This is a genomic window from Pseudooceanicola batsensis HTCC2597, from assembly GCF_000152725.1.
Lineage (GTDB): Bacteria > Pseudomonadota > Alphaproteobacteria > Rhodobacterales > Rhodobacteraceae > Pseudooceanicola > Pseudooceanicola batsensis.
This window is the reverse complement of the sequence record NZ_CH724131.1, coordinates 2,931,374-2,950,947: the sequence shown is the minus strand read 5'-3', so window position 1 is coordinate 2,950,947 and position 19,574 is coordinate 2,931,374. Positions and strand designations below refer to the sequence as shown.

Here is a 19,574-nt window from a genome sequence, read left to right as displayed (position 1 = left end):
CACATGAAACTCTACTATTCGCCGGCATCGCCGTTCGTCCGCAAGGTCATGGTCGTCATCGAGGAATGCGGCCTGTCGGATCAGGTCGAGCTGATCACCACCGCCACGACGCCGGTGGCCACGGATGCCGCGCTGAAGGCCGCCAACCCGCTGGGCAAGCTTCCGGCGCTGCTGCGCGAGGACGGGCCGGCGGTCTATGACAGCCGGGTCATCACCCGGTATCTCAACGACGAGCATGGCGGCGCGCTCTACCCGGCGGCGCGGATCTGGGACGTGCTGACGCTGGAGGCGACGGCCGACGGGCTGATGGAAGCCGCGGTGCTGATGGTCTACGAACACCGGGTCCGTCCCGCCGACAAGGTGTTCGACGACTGGATCGAGGCTCAGTGGAGCAAGGCGTTTCGCGCCGTCCAGACCATCAACGACCGGTGGATGGGTCACCTCGCCGGGCCGGTCGATGCGGGGCAGATCGCCGTGGGCTGCGCACTCGGCTATCTGGACTACCGCCATGGCGACCGGGACTGGCGGACACAGGCGCCGGACCTCGCCGCGTGGTACGCGAAGTTCGCGCAGCGCGCCTCCATGGCCGGGACGGCTCCGCCGGAGGCGTGAGCGGTGGCGGGGCCGCCCGCCACTGCAGAGCTCAGAAGCTGAAGCCGACGCCCACGTTCAGCGCGTTGGTGATGATGCGGGTGTTGAGGCTCCCGCCGCCGGCCAGGTCGGCGTCGTTCTCGGACCAGGTGAACTGGTATTCGCCGAAGACCGACCAGTTCTCGTTGATCTGGTACTTGGCCCCGGCGGTGAGCCGTGCGGCCGGTCCCGTCACCTGATAACCGTAGGTGACATTGCCGCCCTCGGTGACATCCACATGCGGCATGGCGAAGCCGACCCCGCCCGAGACGTAGGGCGTCACCAACTTACCCCAGGCGCCGGGCCAGCGGCGCGACACGTTGGCGGTGACGATGTTGTGGCCGTCGGTGAATTCGAGCCGAGAGAAGCCGGCCGGCATCTCGGCGGCGGGCGCGTAGACCTTGGTGTGGGTCATCTCGACGCCGAAGCCGATGTTGCTCGGACGCCACCATGTCGCGCGCAGCCCGTAGTAGGGCGGCAGAGACAGGCTCTTGCCCTCCCATCCGATCAGGTTGCTGTAGGCCCCGCCCGAGGCGGTGCCGGTGACGCGGCTGTGCGGCGAGGTCTGGTACCCCGAGTAGACATTGAGTTCGAACTCGGCCAGGGCGGGACCGGCACCGAGTGCGCAAAGTGACAGCGCCGCAACTGCGAGGCGATTTCCGATGGCTTTCAACATGATCGTCCGAGCGATTCCCGATCGTGGGTTTTGTCCCTGCCTACACTCTGCCGGCGCAGTGCTCAAGCGCGACAGATGCGCGCCCCCCGCCAAAGTCGTCTATTGTATGCTGGACGGCGCGGAAAACCGCCGTTAAACACCGGCTCGGAGAGGCAGAACCCCCCGGGTTCGGCCCCGGAATTCGTATCTGGCCGGCAGGCCGAATGATGGAGCAAACCTCGTGTCCCACGCAGAAGACCACGAAGGCACCCGGAGGGACTTCCTCTACTATGCCACCGCAGGTGCAGGTGCCGTCGCAACGGGCGCGGCCGTCTGGCCGCTTGTGAACCAGATGAACCCCACGGCCGATGTTCAGGCGCTGGCGCAGATCCGCGTCGACGTCTCGGGCCTCGAGCCGGGCACCCAGCTGACGGTCAAGTTCCTCGGCAAGCCGGTCTTCATCCGCCGCCGGACGGAGGCCGAGATCGAAGAGGCCAGGCAGGTCGACGTCTCCACCCTGCCCGACCCCGAAGCCCGGAACGCGAACCTGCCCGAGGGCACGCCCGCCACGGACCCCAACCGCGCCCTGCCCCTGAACGAGGGCGACGGCGCGTCGGAAGAATGGCTCGTCATGATGGGGGTCTGCACCCACCTCGGCTGCGTGCCGCTGGGCGACGGCGCCGGCGACTTCGGCGGCTGGTTCTGCCCCTGCCACGGCTCGCACTACGACACGGCCGGGCGGATCCGCCGCGGTCCCGCACCTGAAAACCTGCCCATCCCGGTCGCCCGGTTCGAGGGCAGCGAGATCGTCCTGGGCTGAGGGAGATAACAGATGTCCGGTATTCCCCACGATCATTACGAGCCGAAGACCAAGGGCGAGAAGTGGCTGAACTCCCGCCTGCCGGTGCTCGGCCTGCTGTATGACACGCTCTTCATCCCGACGCCCAAGAACCTGAACTGGTGGTGGATCTGGGGCATCGTCCTGGCCTTCTGCCTGGCGCTGCAGATCATCACCGGCATCGTTCTGGTGATGCATTACACGCCGCATGTGGACATGGCCTTTGCCAGCGTCGAACACATCATGCGCGACGTGAACGGCGGCTACATGCTGCGCTACCTGCACATGAACGGCGCCTCGCTGTTCTTCTTCGCCGTCTACATCCACATCTTCCGCGGCCTGTTCTACGGGTCCTACAAGGCCCCGCGCGAAGTCACCTGGATCATCGGTATGATCATCTACCTGCTGCTGATGGCCACCGGCTTCATGGGCTATGTTCTGCCCTGGGGGCAGATGTCCTTCTGGGGCGCGACGGTGATCACCGGGCTCTTCGGCGCGATCCCCTTCGTGGGTGAGCCGCTGCAGACCTGGCTGCTGGGCGGACCGGCGGTGGACAACTACACGCTGAACCGCTTCTTCTCGCTGCACTACCTGCTGCCCTTCGTCATCGCGGGGCTGGTGATCGTGCATATCTGGGCGTTCCACAGCACGGGGAACAACAACCCGACCGGTGTCGAGGTGCGGCGCGGCTCGAAGGAAGAGGCCGAAAAGGACACCCTGCCCTTCTGGCCCTACTTCGTGATCAAGGACTTCGTCGGTCTCGCCGTGGTGCTGGTGATCTTCTTCGCCATCGTCGGGTTCATGCCGAACTACCTCGGCCACCCGGACAACTATATCGAGGCCGATCCGCTCGTGACGCCGTCGCACATCGTTCCGGAATGGTACTTCCTGCCGTTCTACGCGATCCTGCGCGCCTTCACCTCGGATGTCTGGATCGTCATGTTCTCGAGCTGGATCACCGGCGGGATCATCGACGCCAAGTTCTTCGGCGTGCTGGCCATGTTCGGCGCGATCGCCGTGATGGCGCTGACCCCGTGGCTCGACACCTCGTCGGTGCGCTCGGGCCGGTTCCGGCCGATGTTCAAGTGGTGGTTCTACCTGCTGATCATCGACTTCATCGTGCTGATGTGGTGCGGGGCGATGCCCGCGGAGCCGCCCTATTCGACCATCTCGCTGATCGGTGCGACCTACTGGTTCGCCTATTTCCTGGTCATCCTGCCGATCCTCGGCGTGATCGAGAAACCGCTGCCGCAGCCGAAGACCATCGAAGAGGACTTCGAGGCGCACTACTCCCCGAAGACAGGCGGCACCACGACGGCCGGCCTGCCCGGCGAATGAAGGAAAGGACAGAGATCATGTTCCGCAAGTTCACATTCTCTGCCCTCGCAGCGCTGGCCCTGACGGCCGGCGCCGCCCAGGCGGCAGGCGAGGAAGGTCATGTCGAGGACATCGACTTTTCCTTCGAGGGCCCGTTCGGCGCCTTCGACCAGATGCAGCTCCAGCGGGGTCTGCAGGTCTACACCGAGGTCTGCTCGGCCTGTCACGGCCTGCAGTACGTCGCCCTGCGGTCGCTGCACGACGAAGGCGGACCGGGTCTGCCCGAGGACCAGGTGCGCGCCTACGCCGCGCAGAATTACGAGGTCTTCGACGAGGAGCTCGACGACTTCCGGGCGGCCAAGCCGGCGGATCACTTCCCCGGCTCCAATCTCGCGAACGCGCCCGACCTGAGCCTGATGGCCAAGGCCCGCGCCGGTTTCCACGGCCCCTACGGCCTGGGCATCAACCAGTTCCTGCAGGGCATGGGCGGGGCCGAGTACATCTATTCGATCCTGACCGGCTATACCGGCGAGACGAAGGAAGAGGCCGGCACCACCTTCTACGGCAACACGGCCTTTCCCGGCGGCTGGATCGCCATGGCCCCCCCGCTCAGCGGCGATGACGTCGAATACGCGGACGGCCATTCGACAAGCCTGCACCACGAGGCCGAGGACGTCTCGGCCTTCCTGATGTGGGCGGCCGAGCCGAAGATGATGGCGCGCAAGCAGACCGGCTTTGTCGCGGTGCTGTTCCTGGTTGTGCTCGGCGCGCTGCTGTACCTGACGAACAAGCGTCTCTGGGCCCCCCACAAGGTCAAGAAGAACGCCTGACCCGGCCATCCGCACCCTGATCGAAACCCCGCCCCTCCGGCGGGGTTTCTTCGTTCAGAGCCCCAGATAGCGCCGCAGATCGGGCGTCGGGTTCTCGAACAGTTCCGCGACGGGGGCCGGCGTGTCGGCCCGGCCGCCGGCCACGACCGAGATGCGGTCGGCGATCCGTTCGGCATCGACGGGGTCGTGCGTGACCATCAGAAGCGTCGCGCCCGTCTCGCCGGTGACTTCGCGGACAAGGGCCAGCATCTCGCGGCGCAGGGCGGGGCCGAGCGCCGAGAAGGGTTCGTCGAGCAGCAGAAGCGGGCGTCGCAGCACCAGCACCCGCGCCAGCGCGGCCCGGCTTTGCTGTCCTCCGGACAGCGCGGCGGGCCGCCGCTTTGCCAGCCCGGCAAGGCCCACGCGCTCGAGCGCGCGGTCGACCGTCTCGCGGTCGGCGCGGGTGAGCCGCAGGTTGGGGTGAAGACCCAGCCCGACATTCTGCGCGACGCTGAGATGCGGAAAGAGGTTGCCGTCCTGGAACAGCATGGCCACGGGCCGACGGCCCGGCGGCTGGTCGCCGAGGTCCCTCTCCTGCCACAGGATGCGCCCCCTTTCGGGTTCCAGAAAACCCGCAATCGCGTTCAGGAGGGTGGACTTGCCCGCCCCCGACGGCCCGACGATGGCCAGCCTGCGACCGCGCTCGAGGGTCCAGTCGGCGCGCAGCGTGAACTCCCCCTGCCGCAGGGTCAGCGCATCAAGCGTCAGCATGGCGTCCCACCCTGTCGAATAGCGCGAAGATGCCAAAGCTGAGACCGGTGAGAAGAAGGCTTGCGCCCGCCGCCGCCTCCATCCGGTAGGCGCCCAGAAGGCGATAGATCTCCAGCGGCAGGGTCGCGGTGTCGGGCGAAGGGAACAGAGCTATGACGCCCAGATCGCCCATGCTGAGCGCCGCCGCCAGGCCCGCCGCGAACCCCAGAGGGCGCCGGAGCCGGGGAAGGACCAGCCACCGGAAGCGGGACCAGCCGGCCATCGAGAGGCTGTCGGCCAGCCGCCCATGGGCGGCCTCGGCCCCGCGTATATCGGGCGACAGGCTGCGCAGGACGAACGGCAGCGCCATCACCGCGTTGACCACGGCCGTCATCGCCAGAACGTGGTCGCCGGGGAAGGCGAAGGGCCGGATCAGCAGGAAGAGGCCCGTGCCCAGCACCAGCGGCGATGCGGCGAGGGTCATGAGCCCGATGGTTTCAAAGAGTGCCCGGCGCGGCAGCGCCAGCAGCAGGCCCAGCCCGACCGAGAGCGCCGCCGAAGCCAGCGCGACAAGGACCGAGACCCCGGCGGCAGACCAGACGGTTGAGGGCAGGTCTCGCAGGCTGTCGGCGCCGGTCAAGGCGACCAGCAGGATTGGCGTCGCCACGAATAGCGCCGCCACGGCCATCACGGCGGCGTCCCAGAGGCGCAGGCCGGCGCCGCCGTCCCACCTCTGGACCGGCCGGTCCAGCCCCGCCGCGGCCATGCCCGTCCCGGCGAGCCGGAGCGCCAGGATCGCCGCCACCGTGACGATCGCGATCTGCAGGGCCGAGAGCACCGCCGCTTTGCCGAGGTCGAAGTCGAAGTTGAAGGCCTGGTAGATCGCCAGTTCGATCGTCGTTGCCGCCGGCCCCCCGCCGAGGATCAGCACGACCGCGAAGCTGGACAGGCAGATGGCGAAGATCACCGTGAGGATGCCGGGCAGTCTTTCGCGCAGCATGGGCCCTTCGACGAGACGGAAGACGGCGCCCGGCGGCATGTCGAGTTGCGCGGCGGTGCGGAACCGCTCGGCCGGGATGGCCCGCCAACCCTCGAGCAGGAGGCGGACGGCCAGCGGCAGGTTGAAGAAGACATGCGCCAGCAGAACCCCGTGCAGGCCGAAGACATCGATCGGGGGCAGACCCCACCAGCCGAGGGCCGTGTTCACCAGACCGTTGCGGCCGAAGATGGTCAGCAGGCCGGCGATGGCGACGATGACCGGCAGGATGAATGGGGCGCCCATGAGCAGGATCATCGCGCTCCGGCCCGGAAACCGGCGCCGGGCGAGCGCACGGGCGACAGGCAGCGCGAAGAGCGCCGAGAGCAGCGCCGACAGCGCGGCCTGGAGCAGCGTGAACCGCACCGCCGCCCAGTCCGCCGGAGACGGCCAGCCCGCCCCGCCCGCGCGGAACAGCACGGCGGCGAGCGGACCGAGGATCAGCGCGGCGACCACAATGGCCGCCACGCTGCCCGGGATCACTGCGACAGGGCGGCGCGCCATTCTTCCAGCGCGACGTCACGCGTCTCCGGCACGTCGCCGGGCGCGATCAGGCGGGGCTGCGAAGGTTCGACCAGGTCGCCGAAACCCTCGGGCAGACCGCCCGAGGGCTCGACCGCCGGGTACATCCAGTTGGTGGTCGGGATGATCGACTGCGCCTCGTCCGAAACGAGATAGGCGAGGAAATCGCGCGCCAGCTGCTGCCGGTCCGAGCCCCCGACCGCGGCCGCGACCTCGATCTGCATGTAATGCCCCTCGTCGAAGGGCAGCGCCACCCGCGAGGTGTCGTCCTCGGCGATCACGTGGTAGGCGGGCGAGGTCGTGTAGGACAGCACCAGGTCGCCCTCGCCCTCGAGGAACATGCCGTAGGCCTCGGACCAGCCGGGGGTGACGGTGACGATGTTGTCGGCCAGCCCCTCCCAGATGGCGGCGGCCTCGTCCCCATAGGCGTCCTTGACCCAGAGCAGCAGCCCGAGACCCGGGGTCGAAGAACGCGGGTCCTGGATCAGGATGCGCCGGTCGCTTTCGGCGAGGTCACGGAAATCGGTCGGCATCGGCTCGCCCCTGTTGCCGATGAAGGCGAAATAGCCCCAGTCGAAGGGCAGGAAGTCGGGATCCTCCCAGGCGACCGGCAGGGCGAAATCCGCCTCGACCCCGTGCGCGGCGAAAAGGCCGGTGTCGCGGGCGGCCGCCATCAGATTGGTGTCGAGCCCGAGAACGACGTCGGCCCGGGTCGCGTCGCCTTCGAGACGCAGCCGCGACAGAAGGGCGGCACCGTCTCCGGCCGCGACGAATTCGAGATCGCAGCCGCACTGCGCCTCGAACCCCTCTTCGATGGCCGGGCCGGGGCCCCATTCGGTGGCGAAACTGTCGTAGGTGTAGACCGTCAGGTCGGGCGCCTGCGCCACGGCTTGCGTGGCGAAGAGCAGACCCGTGGCGTAGATGAGATGCTTCACGGCATCCTCCTTGTTGCTACGGGCGAAAGAAAGATTGCGGCTGTCGCGACAGGCCGCGCGACCTTCCCTCCGCCGGTGTTAACCGGTTCAGGTTCAACGGGTTCGCAGGATCGCATCTCAGCCCTTGCGGGCACCCCGAGGTGGCGCAGACGGTAGTCCGGAGCCTTCGCGATGACAAGGCCCCGCGACCCCGCCGGGCCGAAGCGCCGGAATTGCGCCTTGCGAGCGGATGGGCTAGGGCGTTCTGGACGTCAGAAAGGGCCTGCCCATGTCTCTCAACAGCTTCGGTCATCTGTTCCGGGTCACGACCTGGGGGGAAAGCCACGGGCCCGCGCTCGGCGCGACGGTGGATGGTTGTCCGCCGGGGATCAAGGTCGATGCGGCGGCACTGCAGCACTGGCTCGACCGTCGCAAACCGGGGCAGAACCGCTATACGACGCAGCGGCAGGAGCCGGACCAGGTCGAGATCCTGTCGGGTGTCTTCGAAGGGTGCACCACCGGGACGCCGGTGCAGCTGGCCATCCGGAACACAGACCAGCGGTCCAAGGACTATTCCGAGATCGCCGAGAAGTTCCGGCCCGGGCACGCCGATATCACCTACTGGCAGAAGTACGGCATCCGGGACTATCGCGGCGGCGGCCGGTCCTCGGCGCGCGAGACCGCGGCGCGGGTGGCCGCCGGAGGGCTGGCGCGCGCGGCCCTTGCCAATCTGGCGCCCGAGGTCGAGATCAGGGGCTACATGGTCCAGATGGGGCCGCACCGGATCGACCGGGAGCGGATGGACTGGGATCAGATCGAGGAAAACCCGTTCTGGGTTCCGGACGCGCGGACCGCCGAGGACTGGGCCGGCTATCTCGACGGGCTCAGAAAGTCCGGCAATTCGGTCGGCGCGGTGATCGAGGTCGTGGCGCGGGGCGTGCCGGCGGGGCTGGGCGCGCCGGTCTTCGGCAAGCTCGACACCGACCTCGCGGCGGCGATGATGTCGATCAACGCGGTCAAGGGGGTCGAGATCGGCGAGGGCATGGCCGCGGCCGAACTGACCGGCGAGGCGAATGCCGACGAGATCTTCATGGGGAACGACGGGCGCCCCGTCTATTCCTCGAACCACGCCGGCGGCATCCTGGGCGGCATCTCGACCGGGCAGGACGTCGTGGTGCGCTTCGCGGTCAAGCCGACCTCGTCGATCCTGAAGCCGCGCCAGACGATCACCAAGTCCGGCGAGTCGACCGAGATCGTCACCAAGGGGCGCCACGACCCATGTGTCGGCATCCGCGCCGTACCGGTCGGCGAGGCGATGATGGCCTGCGTGATCCTCGATCATCTGCTGCTGCATCGCGGCCAGATCGGCGATGCCGGCGGCCGGATCGGCTGAGCCTTGTTCGAGGTCCTGGCCGTCACCCTGCCCGTCTTCGCCGTGATCGCGGTCGGCTATGGCGTGGTGCGTTTCGGCCCGTTCTCGCGCGACACGATGCGCGCGCTCGGCGATTTCACCATGACGGTCACCCTGCCCTGCGCGCTCTTCACCGCCGTGGCGGGGCGCGATTTCGGCGAGGTGGTGAACCTGTCGTATCTGGTGACGCTGGCGCTGGCCGGCGTCGCGACACAGCTGGTCATGTTCGCGGCGGCCAGGCTGCAGGGCGCGGGCCCGAAACGGCGCGCGCTGTCGGTCCTGGCGGCGGCCACGCCGAATACCGCCTTTCTCGGCTATCCGATCTTCCTGATCGTGATCCCCGAACATGCGGCGCCCGTGGTGGCGATGAACCTGCTGATCGAGAATATCGTGCTGACCCCCATCGGCCTCACCCTGCTGGGCGGTGCGCGCGAGGACGGGGCCGAGCGTGTTCCGCCCCTGCGGCTTGCGGGCCAGATCGTCCTGTCGGTGCTCAAACGGCCGCTGATCATCGGGCTGCTTCTGGGGTTCGGCGTTGTTCTGACAGGGGTCGAGAGCCCGGCTGTGCTCGAACGGTTCACCGGGCTGCTGGGTCAGGCCGCGGCACCGGTCGCCCTGGCGGTCATCGGCGGGTCGCTCTTCGGGCTGAACCTGCAGGGGGACCTGACGCTCGCGGGGCTGATCGCCTTCGTCAAGATGATCGTCCACCCGGCGGCGGTGGTGGTGATGTACGGAGTGCTGGCCTCGGCCGGATGGGTCGCGCTGCCCGATCCGTTGCGGATCGGCCTGATCCTGACCGCCTGCATGCCGATGTTCGCGATCTTCGTGCTCTTCGGGCAGGAGGCGGGGCACGAGGGGCTCGCCTCGCTGGCACTGCTGATCGGGACCTGCCTGTCCTTCGTCACGGTCAATGTCGCGCTGCTGCTGCTGATCTGAGATTGACCGGATCTTTACCCTTGCGGGGCATCCTTGACCGAAACGGAGAAGGATGCGCCATGCGTGGAACCGGAAATCATCGTGCGGCCGGCGCCGGCCTGCTGTTCCTGGCGGCCATGTCCGGCGCCGCGGGCTGGAGCCTTGGGGCGTTCGGCCCCGACCCGCGTGGCCCGCCCGGCCCGGCGGGGGCGACGACCGGCGGCGGCGCGCCCTTGCCGGCACCGTAACCGGTGCATGTCGCGCGCCTGCCCTCGCCCGGGCGATACTGATCAGGCGCTGGCGGCCGCCAGCGCCGCGTCGAGCAGGTCGCGGATCCTGTCCTCGCGGGTTTCGGCGACAAGGCGACCGATCTCGTCGTCGCCCTTGAGCACGACCAGGGTCGATCGACGCGGGATGCGCAGCCGCGCGGTGAACTGCGCCTTGCGATAGGTGTCCCAGTCCACGTCGACGAAGGTGATGACGCGCTCGTAGGCCGGGTTCGCGGCCTTGAGCTTCTGCAGGACCCGATCCTGCGCGGCACAGGTGGAGCACCAGCTGGCCTTGAAGTCGAGGAACACGGTCTCGCCCGCATCCAGATGCTCCTGGACCAGACCGGGCTTGTAGGCAAGCGGCATGGCGGCCGAGAGGGAGGGCACGGCGATGCCGGCGGCGGTCAGGGCCAGGAAGTCGCGTCGTTTCATGAGGGGAACTCCTTTCGTCAGAGAGATACGGACAGGTCGATGAGCCAGGCCGGCAGCACCCGGATCGCCCAGGCTTCCACGACGTGGTGCCACCGGAAGAACAGGAAGAGGCCGGTCACGAGGAACACGGCGCCCAGCAGCGGACGCGCGGCCGCGGCGATGCGGCGCACGGTCCCCTGATTGCGGAGCAACAGCGACCGGGCGCCGTAGCCGATGCCGATGATCAAGGTGGAGACGCCGGCGGCAAAGGCGGCCATGATGGCGGCGGCCCAGGCCAGCGACTGGCCCTGACTGGCGAGCGAGATCGCCCCGCCGAGTGTCGGACCGACGCAGGGCGCCCAGACGGCGCCGAGCAGCATGCCGCCCAGGAACTGCCCCCTCTCCCCGGTGCTTTCGAGGCGGGCGATCCGCGCGTCGGCGCCGACCGCGACCCCGGCGGTGGCGGTCGAGAAGGCGGTGCCGAAGCGCGGCACCAGCAACACGAGGCCGAAACCGATCATCAGCGCCGCGCCCGCCCGCGCGATGCCCTCGGCGTCGAGACCGATGAGATACCCGAAGCCCGAGACCAGCACACCGAGCGCGACAAAGCTCAGCGACATGCCGGCGGCGAGGGCGAGGGGCCCGCGCGGGCTGGCCTGCAGGGCCGAGCCGAGGACGATCGGCAGAACCGGCAGGACGCAGGGGTTGATCAGTGTCAGCAGCCCGGCGAGATATCCGAAGAGTAATTCCATGTTAACTGGATGCCCCCAGGAACCTCCCAAGTCACCTGACGAAAGCGTGAGGCCGCCCACGGGCCTGCAAGCGTGTGGTTCAGGCCCGCGCCGTCTGTTTGGAAAGCTGAACCGCCAGAATGCCGGCAGCGATGATACCCGCCCCTACGATGTCGAGCGGGCCGATCGCCTCTCCCAGGACGATGGCGGCGATGATGACGCCGAAGAAGGGATTGAGGAAATGGAAGGTGGCCGCGCGCACCGCGCCGATCCGGTTGACCAGCACGAACCAGGTCAGCGTGGCTGCGAGGCCCGGGATCAGCGTGGTGTAGATGAAGGCCAGCACCATGCGCGCCGACCACGTGACCTCCCAGGTTTCGAAGGTCACGGCGGCCAGGCTCAGCGCCGCGCTGCCGACCAGCATCTGCAGGCCGACGATCATCAGGACGTTCCCGCCGGAGCTGGCCCCCCGCACCGACAGCGTGGCCACCGTCAGGGCCAGGGTCCCGATGATGCAGAGGACCAGCCCGCCGGCATCGGCGCCGCCGGTCAGACGGCTGCCCATGATCAGCGCCACACCCCCCATCCCCAGCACGAGACCGGCAATGGCAAGGGGCCGCAGCCTGTCGCCAAGCGCCACCCATCCCGCCAGACCGACGAAGAGCGGCATGGAGGAGGCGATGATCGCGGCCAGCGAGGCCTCGATCCGCTGCATCGCGATGAAGAAGAGGCCGAGGTAGAGGGCGTTCTGACAGAGGCCGAAGACGATGGTGGAGCGCCATTGCACGCGGGTCAGCGACCACGACTGGCCGAGGGCGCGGGCCACCGCGATGCCCAGCAGGCCCGAGATCAGGAAGCGCAGCGCAAGCGCCGTCAGGGGCGGGGCGTCCGCGACGATCATCCGGGCCGAGGTGAAGGCCGAAGACCACATCAGGGCGAAGGCCAGTCCCAATCCGATTGCGCGCAAGTCCATAGAGTACCGTCCGAAAATGAAAAGGGCCGCCGTTCCGGGCGACCCTTTCGAATTCCTGTGCCGGGCACAAGCCCCGCGGAATGCAACGTCAGGCGTTCACGCTGTCCTTGAGCGCTTTCGCGATGGTGACCTTGACGACCCGGTCGGCTTCCTTCTTGATCTGCTCGTTGGTGGCCGGGTTGCGCACCATGCGCTCGGGCCGCTCGCGGCAGTAGAATTTGCCCACGCCGGGGATCGCGACGGCACCGCCGCCGGAGACTTCCTTGGTGATCACGTTGGCCAGAGCGTCGAGAGCGGCGCCCGCGGTTTTCTTGTCAGAGCCCAGTTCGTCGGCCAGAGCGGCCACCAGTTGGGTCTTCGTCAGAGGTTTTGCCATTTCTGGTCTCCTTGCTTATGCCCGATTGGTTGGGCTTGGTCTCAAACATTTAACCGGATGTAGTGTCGCGACACAAGAAATTGTGACGCGGATTCACGCCGGATAGGCAGGAAAACCGCATTTTTTCCCTCAAAGAAAGGCGGTTTCGTCGAAAGAACGCAGTTTTCGGCTGTGAATTCGCTCCAACGGCATATCGCGGAGCTTTTCCATCGCCCGAATCCCTATCATCAGGTGCCGCGCGACCTGTGTCTTGTAGAAGTCGCTGGCCATGCCGGGCAGCTTCAGCTCGCCATGCAGCGGCTTGTCCGAGACGCAGAGCAGGGTTCCGTAGGGCACCCGGAAGCGGAACCCGTTGGCGGCGATGGTGGCGCTTTCCATGTCCAGCGCGACGGCCCGCGACTGCGACAGCCGCTGCACGGGCCCCGAGGTTTCGCGCAGTTCCCAGTTGCGGTTGTCGAGCGAGGCGACGGTGCCGGTCCGCATGATCCGCTTGAGGTCGTAGCCCAGAAGCTGTGTCTCGTCCTCGACCGCATCCTCGAGCGCCACCTGGATTTCCGCCAGCGCGGGGATCGGCACCCAGACCGGCAGGTCGTCGTCCAGAACCTTGTCCTCGCGCAGGTAGGCATGGGCGAGGACGAAGTCGCCGAGCGACTGCGAATTTCGCAGCCCGGCGCAGTGACCGACCATAACCCAGGCATGCGGGCGCAGGACCGCGATATGGTCGGTGGCCGTCTTGGCATTCGACGGGCCGACACCGATGTTGACCAGCGTGATGCCCGAGCTGTTCTCGCGCTTGAGGTGATAGGTCGGCATCTGCGGCATCCGGGGCGCGGGCGGCAGATCGCCCAGCGGATCGGTGATCTCGGCATTGCCGGTCGAGACGAACGAGGTATAGCCGCTGTCCGGGTCGGCCAGCATGCGGCGGGCGAAGGCCTCGAATTCGCTGACGTAGAACTGGTAGTTGGTGAACAGGACGTGGTTCTGGAAATGGCCCGGGTCGGTCGCCGTGTAATGCGCCAGCCGGGCGAGGGAATAGTCGATGCGCTGCGCGGTGAAGGGCGCCAACGGGTGCGGATCGCCCGGCAGGGTGACATGGGTGCCGTTGACGATGTCGTCGTTGGTGGTGTCCAGCTGCGGCACGTCGAAGACGTCGCGCAGGGGAAAGTCGGCGGCGCCTTCCTGCGGGACCGATATGTCCTGTTTGCGCGCCACGGCGAAATGGACCGGCATGGGCGTGTCCGAGACGCCGACCTCGACCGGCACGCCGTGGTTTTCGAGAAGCAGGCCTATCTGCTGTTCGAGATAGTTCCGGAACAGATCGGGCCGCGTAACGGTCGCGGCATAGGTTCCCGGCGCCGGGACGTGACCGAAGGCCAGGCGGCTGTCGACCTTCGTGAAGGTCGTCGTGGTGATGCGCACCTCGGGATAGAAGGCCCTCACCCGGCCCTCGGGACGGCCGTGCCGCATGGCATCGGAAAAGGCCGTCTGCAAGAAGTCGGCCGCCTGATCGTAAAGCTCGTTCAGCCTGTCCACGGCGGCGCGCGCGGTGTCGAAGGCCTCACGCGCGGGGGAATCGGGCGTCACGATCTTCATGTCTCTCTCCGCTCTTTTGCCCAGTTGTGCGCCTGATGCGCCGGAACGCAAGGGCGTCGCCGCGTCGCCTCAGATCAGCCCCTCCTTGCGGAACAGGTCCTTGAGGTCGGCTTCGGGGCGGGCGCCGTAGTGCGAGATGACCTCGGCCGCGGCAACACAGCCCATGCGGCCGGCGGTGGCAAGGTCCGCGCCCCGGGCAAGGCCGAAGAGGAAGCCGGCGGCGAACTGGTCGCCCGCGCCGGTGGCGTCCACGGGGGTGATCTCGCGGACCGGGGCGATGGCCTGTTCGCTGCCGCGCACGAGAACGACATCCTCGCCCGAGCGCGTGCAGACGATCAGGCCGCTGTCGCCGGAGGCCTGCTCGAGGGCGGCGGACAGGTCCTCGGTCTGGTAGAGCGACATCCATTCGTGTTCGTTGCCGATCACGTAGTCCAGTTCCTTCACCAGCTTGCGAAAGTCGCCGCGGTGCCGGTCGACGCAGAACGGATCGGAGAGCGCGATGCCGGCCTGCCCCCCGGCCGACCGCGTCAGCCGCGCGGCGGTCTCGAAGGCCTGCTTGCCCTTGTCCTTGTCGTAGAGATAGCCCTCGAGGAACAGGACGCGGGCCTGGTTGCAGACCTCCTCGGGGACGTCGTCCGGCCCGACCTCGGAGGAAATGCCCAGGTAGGTGTTCATCGACCGTTCGCCGTCCTTCGAGACCAGGATCATCGAGCGCGAGGAGGGCAGGTCGCCGTCAGCGACCGGCTTGTTCGGGCAGTCGGTGCCTGCGGCGCGGGTTTCCTCGACATAGGCACGGCCGACCTCGTCGTCGCGGACCTTGCCGATGAAGGCCGTCGACAGGCCGAGATTGCCGAGGCCCGCCATCGTGTTGGCCACAGATCCGCCCGGGATGCGGCGGTAATCCGGAAGCGCGGCATGAAGCATTTCGGACCGCTCCAGCTCGATCAGCTGCATGATGCCCTTCTGGATGCCCATTTCGGTCAGGAAGCTGTCCTCGACCGGGGCGATCAGATCCATCACCGCGTTGCCGATGCCGATCACGTCGTATTTCACAGGGTCTTCTCCTCGTATTCGCAGAGGTCGCGGATGATACAGGCCGCGCATCTGGGTTTCCGGGCCACGCAGGTGTAACGGCCGTGCAGGATCAGCCAGTGATGAACGTGGCGCTGATATTCGGCGGGAACGTGATCCTCGATGGCGCGCTCGACGACGTTGACGTCCTTGCCCGGCGCGATGCCGGTGCGGTTGCCGACGCGGAAGATGTGGGTATCGACCGCCTGGGCGGGGTGCCCCCACCACATGTTGAGCACCACATTCGCGGTCTTGCGCCCCACACCGGGCAGCGCCTGAAGCGCCGCGCGGGAGGACGGCACCTCGCCGCCGTAGTCGTCCACCAGGATGCGGGACAGCTTGATGACGTTCTTCGCCTTGTTGCGGTAGAGACCGATCGTCTTGATATGCTCGATCACCCCCTCTTCGCCGAGGGCGAGCATCTTCTGCGGCGTGTCGGCGACCTGGAAGAGCCCGCGCGTGGCCTTGTTCACGCCCGCATCCGTCGCCTGGGCCGAGAGGGCCACGGCCACGACGAGCGTGTAGGCGTTCACATGCTCGAGTTCACCCTTCGGTTCGGGGTCGGCCGCCTGGAAGCGGTCGAAGATCTCTTTCAGAACCGGATAAGGCAGTTGCTTGGCCATGGGGCGGTTATGGCCACGAGATCCGCAGGGCGCAACGGGTTTCCGCCGCCGGCCGGCCATCGGCGCCCGGTTCGGCGCGCTTGGCGCAGGTTCCGGGTCGCCTGACGGCGCCGGCGGTCGTAGATTGGGCAGTGAAAGGACCGATGCCATGCCGCAATCAGACGTGACCCGAGGCTACCATTACAACGTGATCCGCCGCGCGATCGAAGAGATCGACGCGGCAGAGGGCGCCCTGTCGCTCGAGGCGCTCGCGGGGCGCATGGGCATGAGCCCGGCGCATTTTCAGCGCGTCTTCTCGACCTGGGCGGGGGTCAGCCCGAAGCGGTTCCAGCAGTACCTGGCGCTCGGACATGCCAAGGCGCTGCTGGAGAACCGGGTGCCGGTCATGGACACGGCCGCCGCCGCGGGTCTCTCGGGCGGCGGGCGGCTGCACGACCTCTTTGTCAGATGGGAGGCGATGACCCCCGGCGATTACGCGGGCGGCGGCGCGGGGCTGGTCATGCGCTACGGCTGGCTCGACAGCCCCTTCGGCGAGGCTCTGGTCGCAGGTACGGAACGCGGTCTGAGCGGGATCGGATTTTCCGAGGAGATCGGGCGCGACGCGGTCTGGGCTGATCTCACGGGGCGCTGGCCCGGGGCGCGGTTCGTCGAGGATGCGGGCGCCGTCGCGCCATGGGCCGAGGCCGCGTTCGGGCAGACCGGCGCGGCGCCGCTGCACGTGATCGGCGCACCGTTCCAGATCAAGGTCTGGGAGGCGCTGCTGCGCATCCCCTCGGGCGAGGTTGCGACCTATGGCGAGATCGCCCGCCGCGTCGGCGCGCCCAAAGCCGCCCGCGCCGTCGGCACGGCGGTCGGCCGCAACCCGGTGGCCTGGCTGATCCCGTGCCACCGCGCCATCCGGGCGACCGGCGGGCTGGGCGGGTATCACTGGGGACTGCCGGTCAAGCGGGCCATGCTGGCCTGGGAATCCGCACGGGCCGAACGGGTCGCCGCGGAATAGGCGGATCGGCGCCGGAACCTTTCCGCCGTTCGAATGGTTTTGACTAGACCGCAGGAATGTACATTGCTGCGACTCCGTAAGAATGACCAACCGAGGTTCTTGATGATCCGCACTGTTCCCGCCGCCACGCGCCGTGGCCCGTTCACCCGCCCGCTGCTCGCCCTGAGCGCCGCGACCCTGATTTTCAGCGCAGCGTGCACCGAGATCGACCCGAACGACGGGCGTCAGAACACCCGCACCGGAGCGGCGGGCGGCGCCGCGCTCGGCGCGATCGCCGGGGCCGCGCTGTCCCGGGACAGCAAGAAGGGCGCGCTGATCGGCGGCGTCGCGGGCGCCCTCGCCGGGGCGGCCTATGGCGACTACCTCGACCGGCAGGAGGCCGCGCTGCGCAGCGAACTGGGCAGCAATGTCCAGATCGTGAACACCGGGGACCGGCTGGTGGTGACCATGCCGCAGGACATCCTCTTCGCGACGGACAGCGCCTCGCTGCGGCCCGACCTGACCACCGACCTCGTCACCGTGGCGCGCAGCCTGAACGAATACCCGCGCACGACGGTGCAGGTCGTCGGCCATACCGACAACACGGGCGACGCGGCCTACAACCAGCAGCTTTCGGCCCGTCGGGCGAGCGCGGTGGCGAACGTGCTGATCAACAGCGGTGTCTCGGCCGGGCGCATCCAGTCGTTCGGGCGGGGCGAGGACCAGCCGCGCGCGACGAACCTCACCCCCGAGGGCCGGCAGCTGAACCGCCGGGTCGACATCGTCATCCTGCCGACGACCTGATCCGCCGCGGATCGAAGGACCAGGGCCCGCCGAACCGGCGGGCTTTTTTCGTGGGCGCGGCGGTCAGCTTCCGCGATAGGTCGACATGCCGTGCGGCGAGAGCAGCAGCGGCACATGGTAGTGGGCCCCGGCGTCGGAGATGCCGAACCGGATCGGCACCTCGTCCAGAAACAGCGGCTCGTCCGCGGCCTGACCGGTGGCGCGCAGATAATCCCCGGCCGCGAAAACCAGCTCGTAGGTGCCCGTTTCGAAGGCATCCGCCGGCAGGATCGGGCTGTCGGTGCGCCCGTCCGAATTGGTCCGCATTTCCGCCAGCCTGTCGCGGGCCTGTCCCGAAAGCCGGTACAGCACGATACCGATGCCGGCGGCCGGAACGCCCCGGGCGGTGTCCAGGACATGGGTGGTCAGATAGCCTTTGGCCATGCGGTCTCCGTTTCGGGCTTGAAATCACCGGGTTTGCCCCGTGAGATTGCCGCGCGCCGTCGAAGGAGGCAAGACCATGACCCGCTATCCCCGCGACCTGATCGGCTATGGCCCGACACCCCCCGATGCCGACTGGCCCGGCGGCGCGAAGATCGCGGTGTCCTTCGTGCTGAACTACGAGGAGGGCGGCGAGAACAACATCCTGCACGGCGACCCGGCGTCCGAGGCCTTCCTGTCCGAGATCATCGGCGCGGCCCCGTGGCCCGGGCAGCGCCACTGGAACATGGAGTCGGTCTATGAATACGGCGCGCGGGCCGGGTTCTGGCGGCTGCACCGGCTGTTCACCCGGGCCGGGATCCCGCTGACCGTCTACGGCGTCGCGACGGCACTGGCCCGCAGCCCCGAGCAGGTCTGGGCGATGCAGGAGGCGGGGTGGGAGATCGCCTCGCACGGGCTGAAATGGATCGAGCACAGGGACATGGACGAGGCCGAGGAGCGCGCGCAGATGCAGGAAGCCGTCCGCCTTCATGCCGAGGTGACGGGTCTCCGGCCGACGGGCTGGTACACGGGGCGCTGTTCGATGAACACCGTGCGCCTGGCGTCCGAGACGGGGTTCGACTGGATCAGCGACACGATCGACGACGACCTGCCCTACTGGCGGGCGGTCGAGGGGACGGACCGGCACCAGCTGGTCATTCCCTACACGATGGACGCCAACGACATGCGTTTCGCCGTGCCTGCGGGCTTTTCGACCGGAGAGGAGTTCTTCACCTACCTCAAGGAAAGTTTCGACGCCCTCTACCGCGAAGGCCAGGAGGGTGCGGCCAAAATGATGTCGGTGGGGATGCATTGCCGCCTGCTGGGACGGCCCGGCAGGATCGAAGGGCTGCGGCGGTTCCTCGATTACGCCGCATCGCATGACGGGGTCTGGTTTCCGCGCCGTCTCGATATCGCCCGCCACTGGGCCCGCACGCATCCCCCGCGACGGACCACGCTGGTCCCGTCGCGCATGGAGCGGGCGGAGTTCGTCGAGGCCTTCGGCGGGATCTACGAACACTCCGCCTGGATCGCCGAACGCGCCTTCGGCCTGGAACTGGGGCCCGCGCACGACCGGGCGCGGGGCCTTGCCAACGCGCTGGCCCGCGTCTTCCGCTCGGCCAGCGACGCGGAGCGGCTGGGCGTGCTCAGGGCCCATCCCGACCTCGCCGGCAAGCTGGCGGCGGCCCGCCGGCTGACGGAGGAAAGCACCGCCGAGCAGGCCTCGGCCGGGCTGGACGCGCTGACCGACGCGGAGCGCCGCACCTTCGAGGCGCTCAACAGGGACTACACCGGAAAGCACGGATTCCCGTTCATCATCGCGGTGAAGGACCATACCAAGGCCTCGATCCTCAGCGCCTTCCGCGCGCGCGTCTCGCAGGACACCGCCGCCGAGTTCCGGGAGGCCTGCCACCAGGTCGAGCGCATCGCCTACCACCGGCTGGCGGCGCTGCTGCCCGACGGCTAGGACAGGCGCGCCCGGGCCGG

The 19,574-nt window shown here is 68.1% G+C and carries 21 protein-coding genes and 1 riboswitch; of the genes, 9 read left to right on the top strand and 12 right to left on the bottom strand.

What is annotated here, in order from left to right:
• The first annotated feature begins 3 nt into the window (after positions 1 to 3).
• A complete protein-coding gene (locus OB2597_RS18095; protein ID WP_009807065.1) occupies positions 4 to 612 on the top strand; it encodes a glutathione S-transferase in 609 nt (202 codons plus the stop codon).
• A gap of 31 nt (positions 613 to 643) precedes the next feature.
• On the opposite strand, the gene OB2597_RS18090 is transcribed toward OB2597_RS18095, so the two are convergent.
• On the bottom strand, positions 644 to 1,306 hold the full coding sequence (locus OB2597_RS18090) for an outer membrane protein (protein WP_009807064.1): 663 nt from the start codon (positions 1,304 to 1,306) through the stop codon (positions 644 to 646).
• A gap of 220 nt (positions 1,307 to 1,526) precedes the next feature.
• On the opposite strand from OB2597_RS18090, the gene petA reads away from it, so the two are divergent.
• The 3 genes from petA to OB2597_RS18075 are packed head-to-tail and all read left to right on the top strand — an operon-like array spanning position 1,527 to position 4,270.
• Complete coding sequence (petA, locus tag OB2597_RS18085) at positions 1,527 to 2,105, top strand: ubiquinol-cytochrome c reductase iron-sulfur subunit (protein WP_009807063.1); 579 nt, start codon at positions 1,527 to 1,529, stop codon at positions 2,103 to 2,105.
• 12 nt (positions 2,106 to 2,117) lie between these two features.
• Positions 2,118 to 3,461: a cytochrome b gene (locus OB2597_RS18080; protein WP_009807062.1), complete on the top strand. Its 1,344-nt coding sequence runs from the start codon at positions 2,118 to 2,120 to the stop codon at positions 3,459 to 3,461.
• Positions 3,462 to 3,478: 17 nt separating this feature from the next.
• Complete coding sequence (locus OB2597_RS18075; protein ID WP_009807061.1) at positions 3,479 to 4,270, top strand: cytochrome c1; 792 nt, start codon at positions 3,479 to 3,481, stop codon at positions 4,268 to 4,270.
• 54 nt (positions 4,271 to 4,324) lie between these two features.
• Here OB2597_RS18075 and OB2597_RS18070 read toward each other — a convergent pair whose 3' ends face one another.
• From OB2597_RS18070 to thiB, 3 genes are read right to left on the bottom strand one after another with little or no spacing between them, the layout of a single operon-like run.
• A complete protein-coding gene (locus OB2597_RS18070) occupies positions 4,325 to 5,020 on the bottom strand; it encodes a thiamine ABC transporter ATP-binding protein (protein ID WP_040609945.1) in 696 nt (231 codons plus the stop codon).
• Entirely contained in the window at positions 5,007 to 6,539 is a 1,533-nt protein-coding gene (locus OB2597_RS18065; RefSeq protein ID WP_040609430.1) for a thiamine/thiamine pyrophosphate ABC transporter permease ThiP, read from the bottom strand. Before OB2597_RS18065 ends, OB2597_RS18070 begins: the two co-directional genes overlap by 14 nt.
• Positions 6,515 to 7,492: a thiamine ABC transporter substrate binding subunit gene (gene thiB / locus OB2597_RS18060; RefSeq protein ID WP_009807058.1), complete on the bottom strand. Its 978-nt coding sequence runs from the start codon at positions 7,490 to 7,492 to the stop codon at positions 6,515 to 6,517. The genes OB2597_RS18065 and thiB overlap by 25 nt, the downstream gene beginning before the upstream one ends.
• A 47-nt stretch (positions 7,493 to 7,539) precedes the next feature.
• A riboswitch (TPP riboswitch) is annotated at positions 7,540 to 7,640 on the bottom strand.
• A 120-nt stretch (positions 7,641 to 7,760) separates the two neighbouring features.
• Here thiB and aroC point away from each other — a divergent pair.
• Both aroC and OB2597_RS18050 read left to right on the top strand, forming a co-directional pair.
• The gene (gene aroC, locus OB2597_RS18055) at positions 7,761 to 8,864 is read left to right on the top strand and encodes a chorismate synthase (protein ID WP_009807057.1); all 1,104 of its coding nucleotides are present in this window, start codon (positions 7,761 to 7,763) and stop codon (positions 8,862 to 8,864) included.
• Positions 8,865 to 8,867: 3 nt separating this feature from the next.
• Positions 8,868 to 9,818 carry an AEC family transporter gene (locus tag OB2597_RS18050; RefSeq protein ID WP_009807056.1) on the top strand — a complete coding sequence of 317 codons (951 nt, stop codon included), beginning with the start codon at positions 8,868 to 8,870 and terminating at the stop codon, positions 9,816 to 9,818.
• A 269-nt stretch (positions 9,819 to 10,087) separates the two neighbouring features.
• Here the strand turns inward: OB2597_RS18050 and OB2597_RS18045 are convergent, their stop codons facing one another.
• From OB2597_RS18045 to nth, 7 genes are all read right to left on the bottom strand, one after another.
• Entirely contained in the window at positions 10,088 to 10,498 is a 411-nt protein-coding gene (locus OB2597_RS18045; protein ID WP_009807054.1) for a thioredoxin family protein, read from the bottom strand.
• Positions 10,499 to 10,515: 17 nt separating this feature from the next.
• Positions 10,516 to 11,229 carry a cytochrome c biogenesis CcdA family protein gene (locus OB2597_RS18040; RefSeq protein WP_009807053.1) on the bottom strand — a complete coding sequence of 238 codons (714 nt, stop codon included), beginning with the start codon at positions 11,227 to 11,229 and terminating at the stop codon, positions 10,516 to 10,518.
• 79 nt (positions 11,230 to 11,308) lie between these two features.
• Entirely contained in the window at positions 11,309 to 12,181 is an 873-nt protein-coding gene (locus tag OB2597_RS18035) for a DMT family transporter (protein WP_009807052.1), read from the bottom strand.
• A gap of 88 nt (positions 12,182 to 12,269) precedes the next feature.
• A complete protein-coding gene (locus OB2597_RS18030; RefSeq protein ID WP_009807051.1) occupies positions 12,270 to 12,557 on the bottom strand; it encodes an HU family DNA-binding protein in 288 nt (95 codons plus the stop codon).
• A 129-nt stretch (positions 12,558 to 12,686) separates the two neighbouring features.
• Complete coding sequence (locus OB2597_RS18025; protein WP_009807050.1) at positions 12,687 to 14,150, bottom strand: AMP nucleosidase; 1,464 nt, start codon at positions 14,148 to 14,150, stop codon at positions 12,687 to 12,689.
• Positions 14,151 to 14,219: 69 nt separating this feature from the next.
• Positions 14,220 to 15,254 (bottom strand): adenosine kinase, encoded by a 1,035-nt coding sequence (locus tag OB2597_RS18020; protein ID WP_050759254.1) that lies wholly within the window; start codon positions 15,252 to 15,254, stop codon positions 14,220 to 14,222.
• Complete coding sequence (gene nth, locus OB2597_RS18015) at positions 15,200 to 15,844, bottom strand: endonuclease III (RefSeq protein ID WP_009807048.1); 645 nt, start codon at positions 15,842 to 15,844, stop codon at positions 15,200 to 15,202. Before nth ends, OB2597_RS18020 begins: the two co-directional genes overlap by 55 nt.
• Positions 15,845 to 15,992: 148 nt before the next feature.
• Between nth and OB2597_RS18010 the strand changes: the two genes are divergently transcribed.
• Together OB2597_RS18010 and OB2597_RS18005 are read left to right on the top strand one after the other, a co-directional pair.
• Positions 15,993 to 16,844 carry a bifunctional helix-turn-helix domain-containing protein/methylated-DNA--[protein]-cysteine S-methyltransferase gene (locus OB2597_RS18010; protein WP_009807047.1) on the top strand — a complete coding sequence of 284 codons (852 nt, stop codon included), beginning with the start codon at positions 15,993 to 15,995 and terminating at the stop codon, positions 16,842 to 16,844.
• Between the two features lie 102 nt (positions 16,845 to 16,946).
• Positions 16,947 to 17,627, top strand: a complete 681-nt coding sequence (locus OB2597_RS18005; RefSeq protein ID WP_009807046.1) for an OmpA family protein — start codon at positions 16,947 to 16,949, stop codon at positions 17,625 to 17,627.
• 63 nt (positions 17,628 to 17,690) lie between these two features.
• Here the strand turns inward: OB2597_RS18005 and uraH are convergent, their stop codons facing one another.
• Positions 17,691 to 18,050 carry a hydroxyisourate hydrolase gene (uraH, locus tag OB2597_RS18000; protein ID WP_009807045.1) on the bottom strand — a complete coding sequence of 120 codons (360 nt, stop codon included), beginning with the start codon at positions 18,048 to 18,050 and terminating at the stop codon, positions 17,691 to 17,693.
• A 76-nt stretch (positions 18,051 to 18,126) separates the two neighbouring features.
• Here uraH and puuE point away from each other — a divergent pair, with 76 nt between their 5' ends.
• Positions 18,127 to 19,554 (top strand): allantoinase PuuE, encoded by a 1,428-nt coding sequence (gene puuE / locus OB2597_RS17995; protein ID WP_009807044.1) that lies wholly within the window; start codon positions 18,127 to 18,129, stop codon positions 19,552 to 19,554.
• The last annotated feature ends 20 nt before the right edge of the window (positions 19,555 to 19,574 follow it).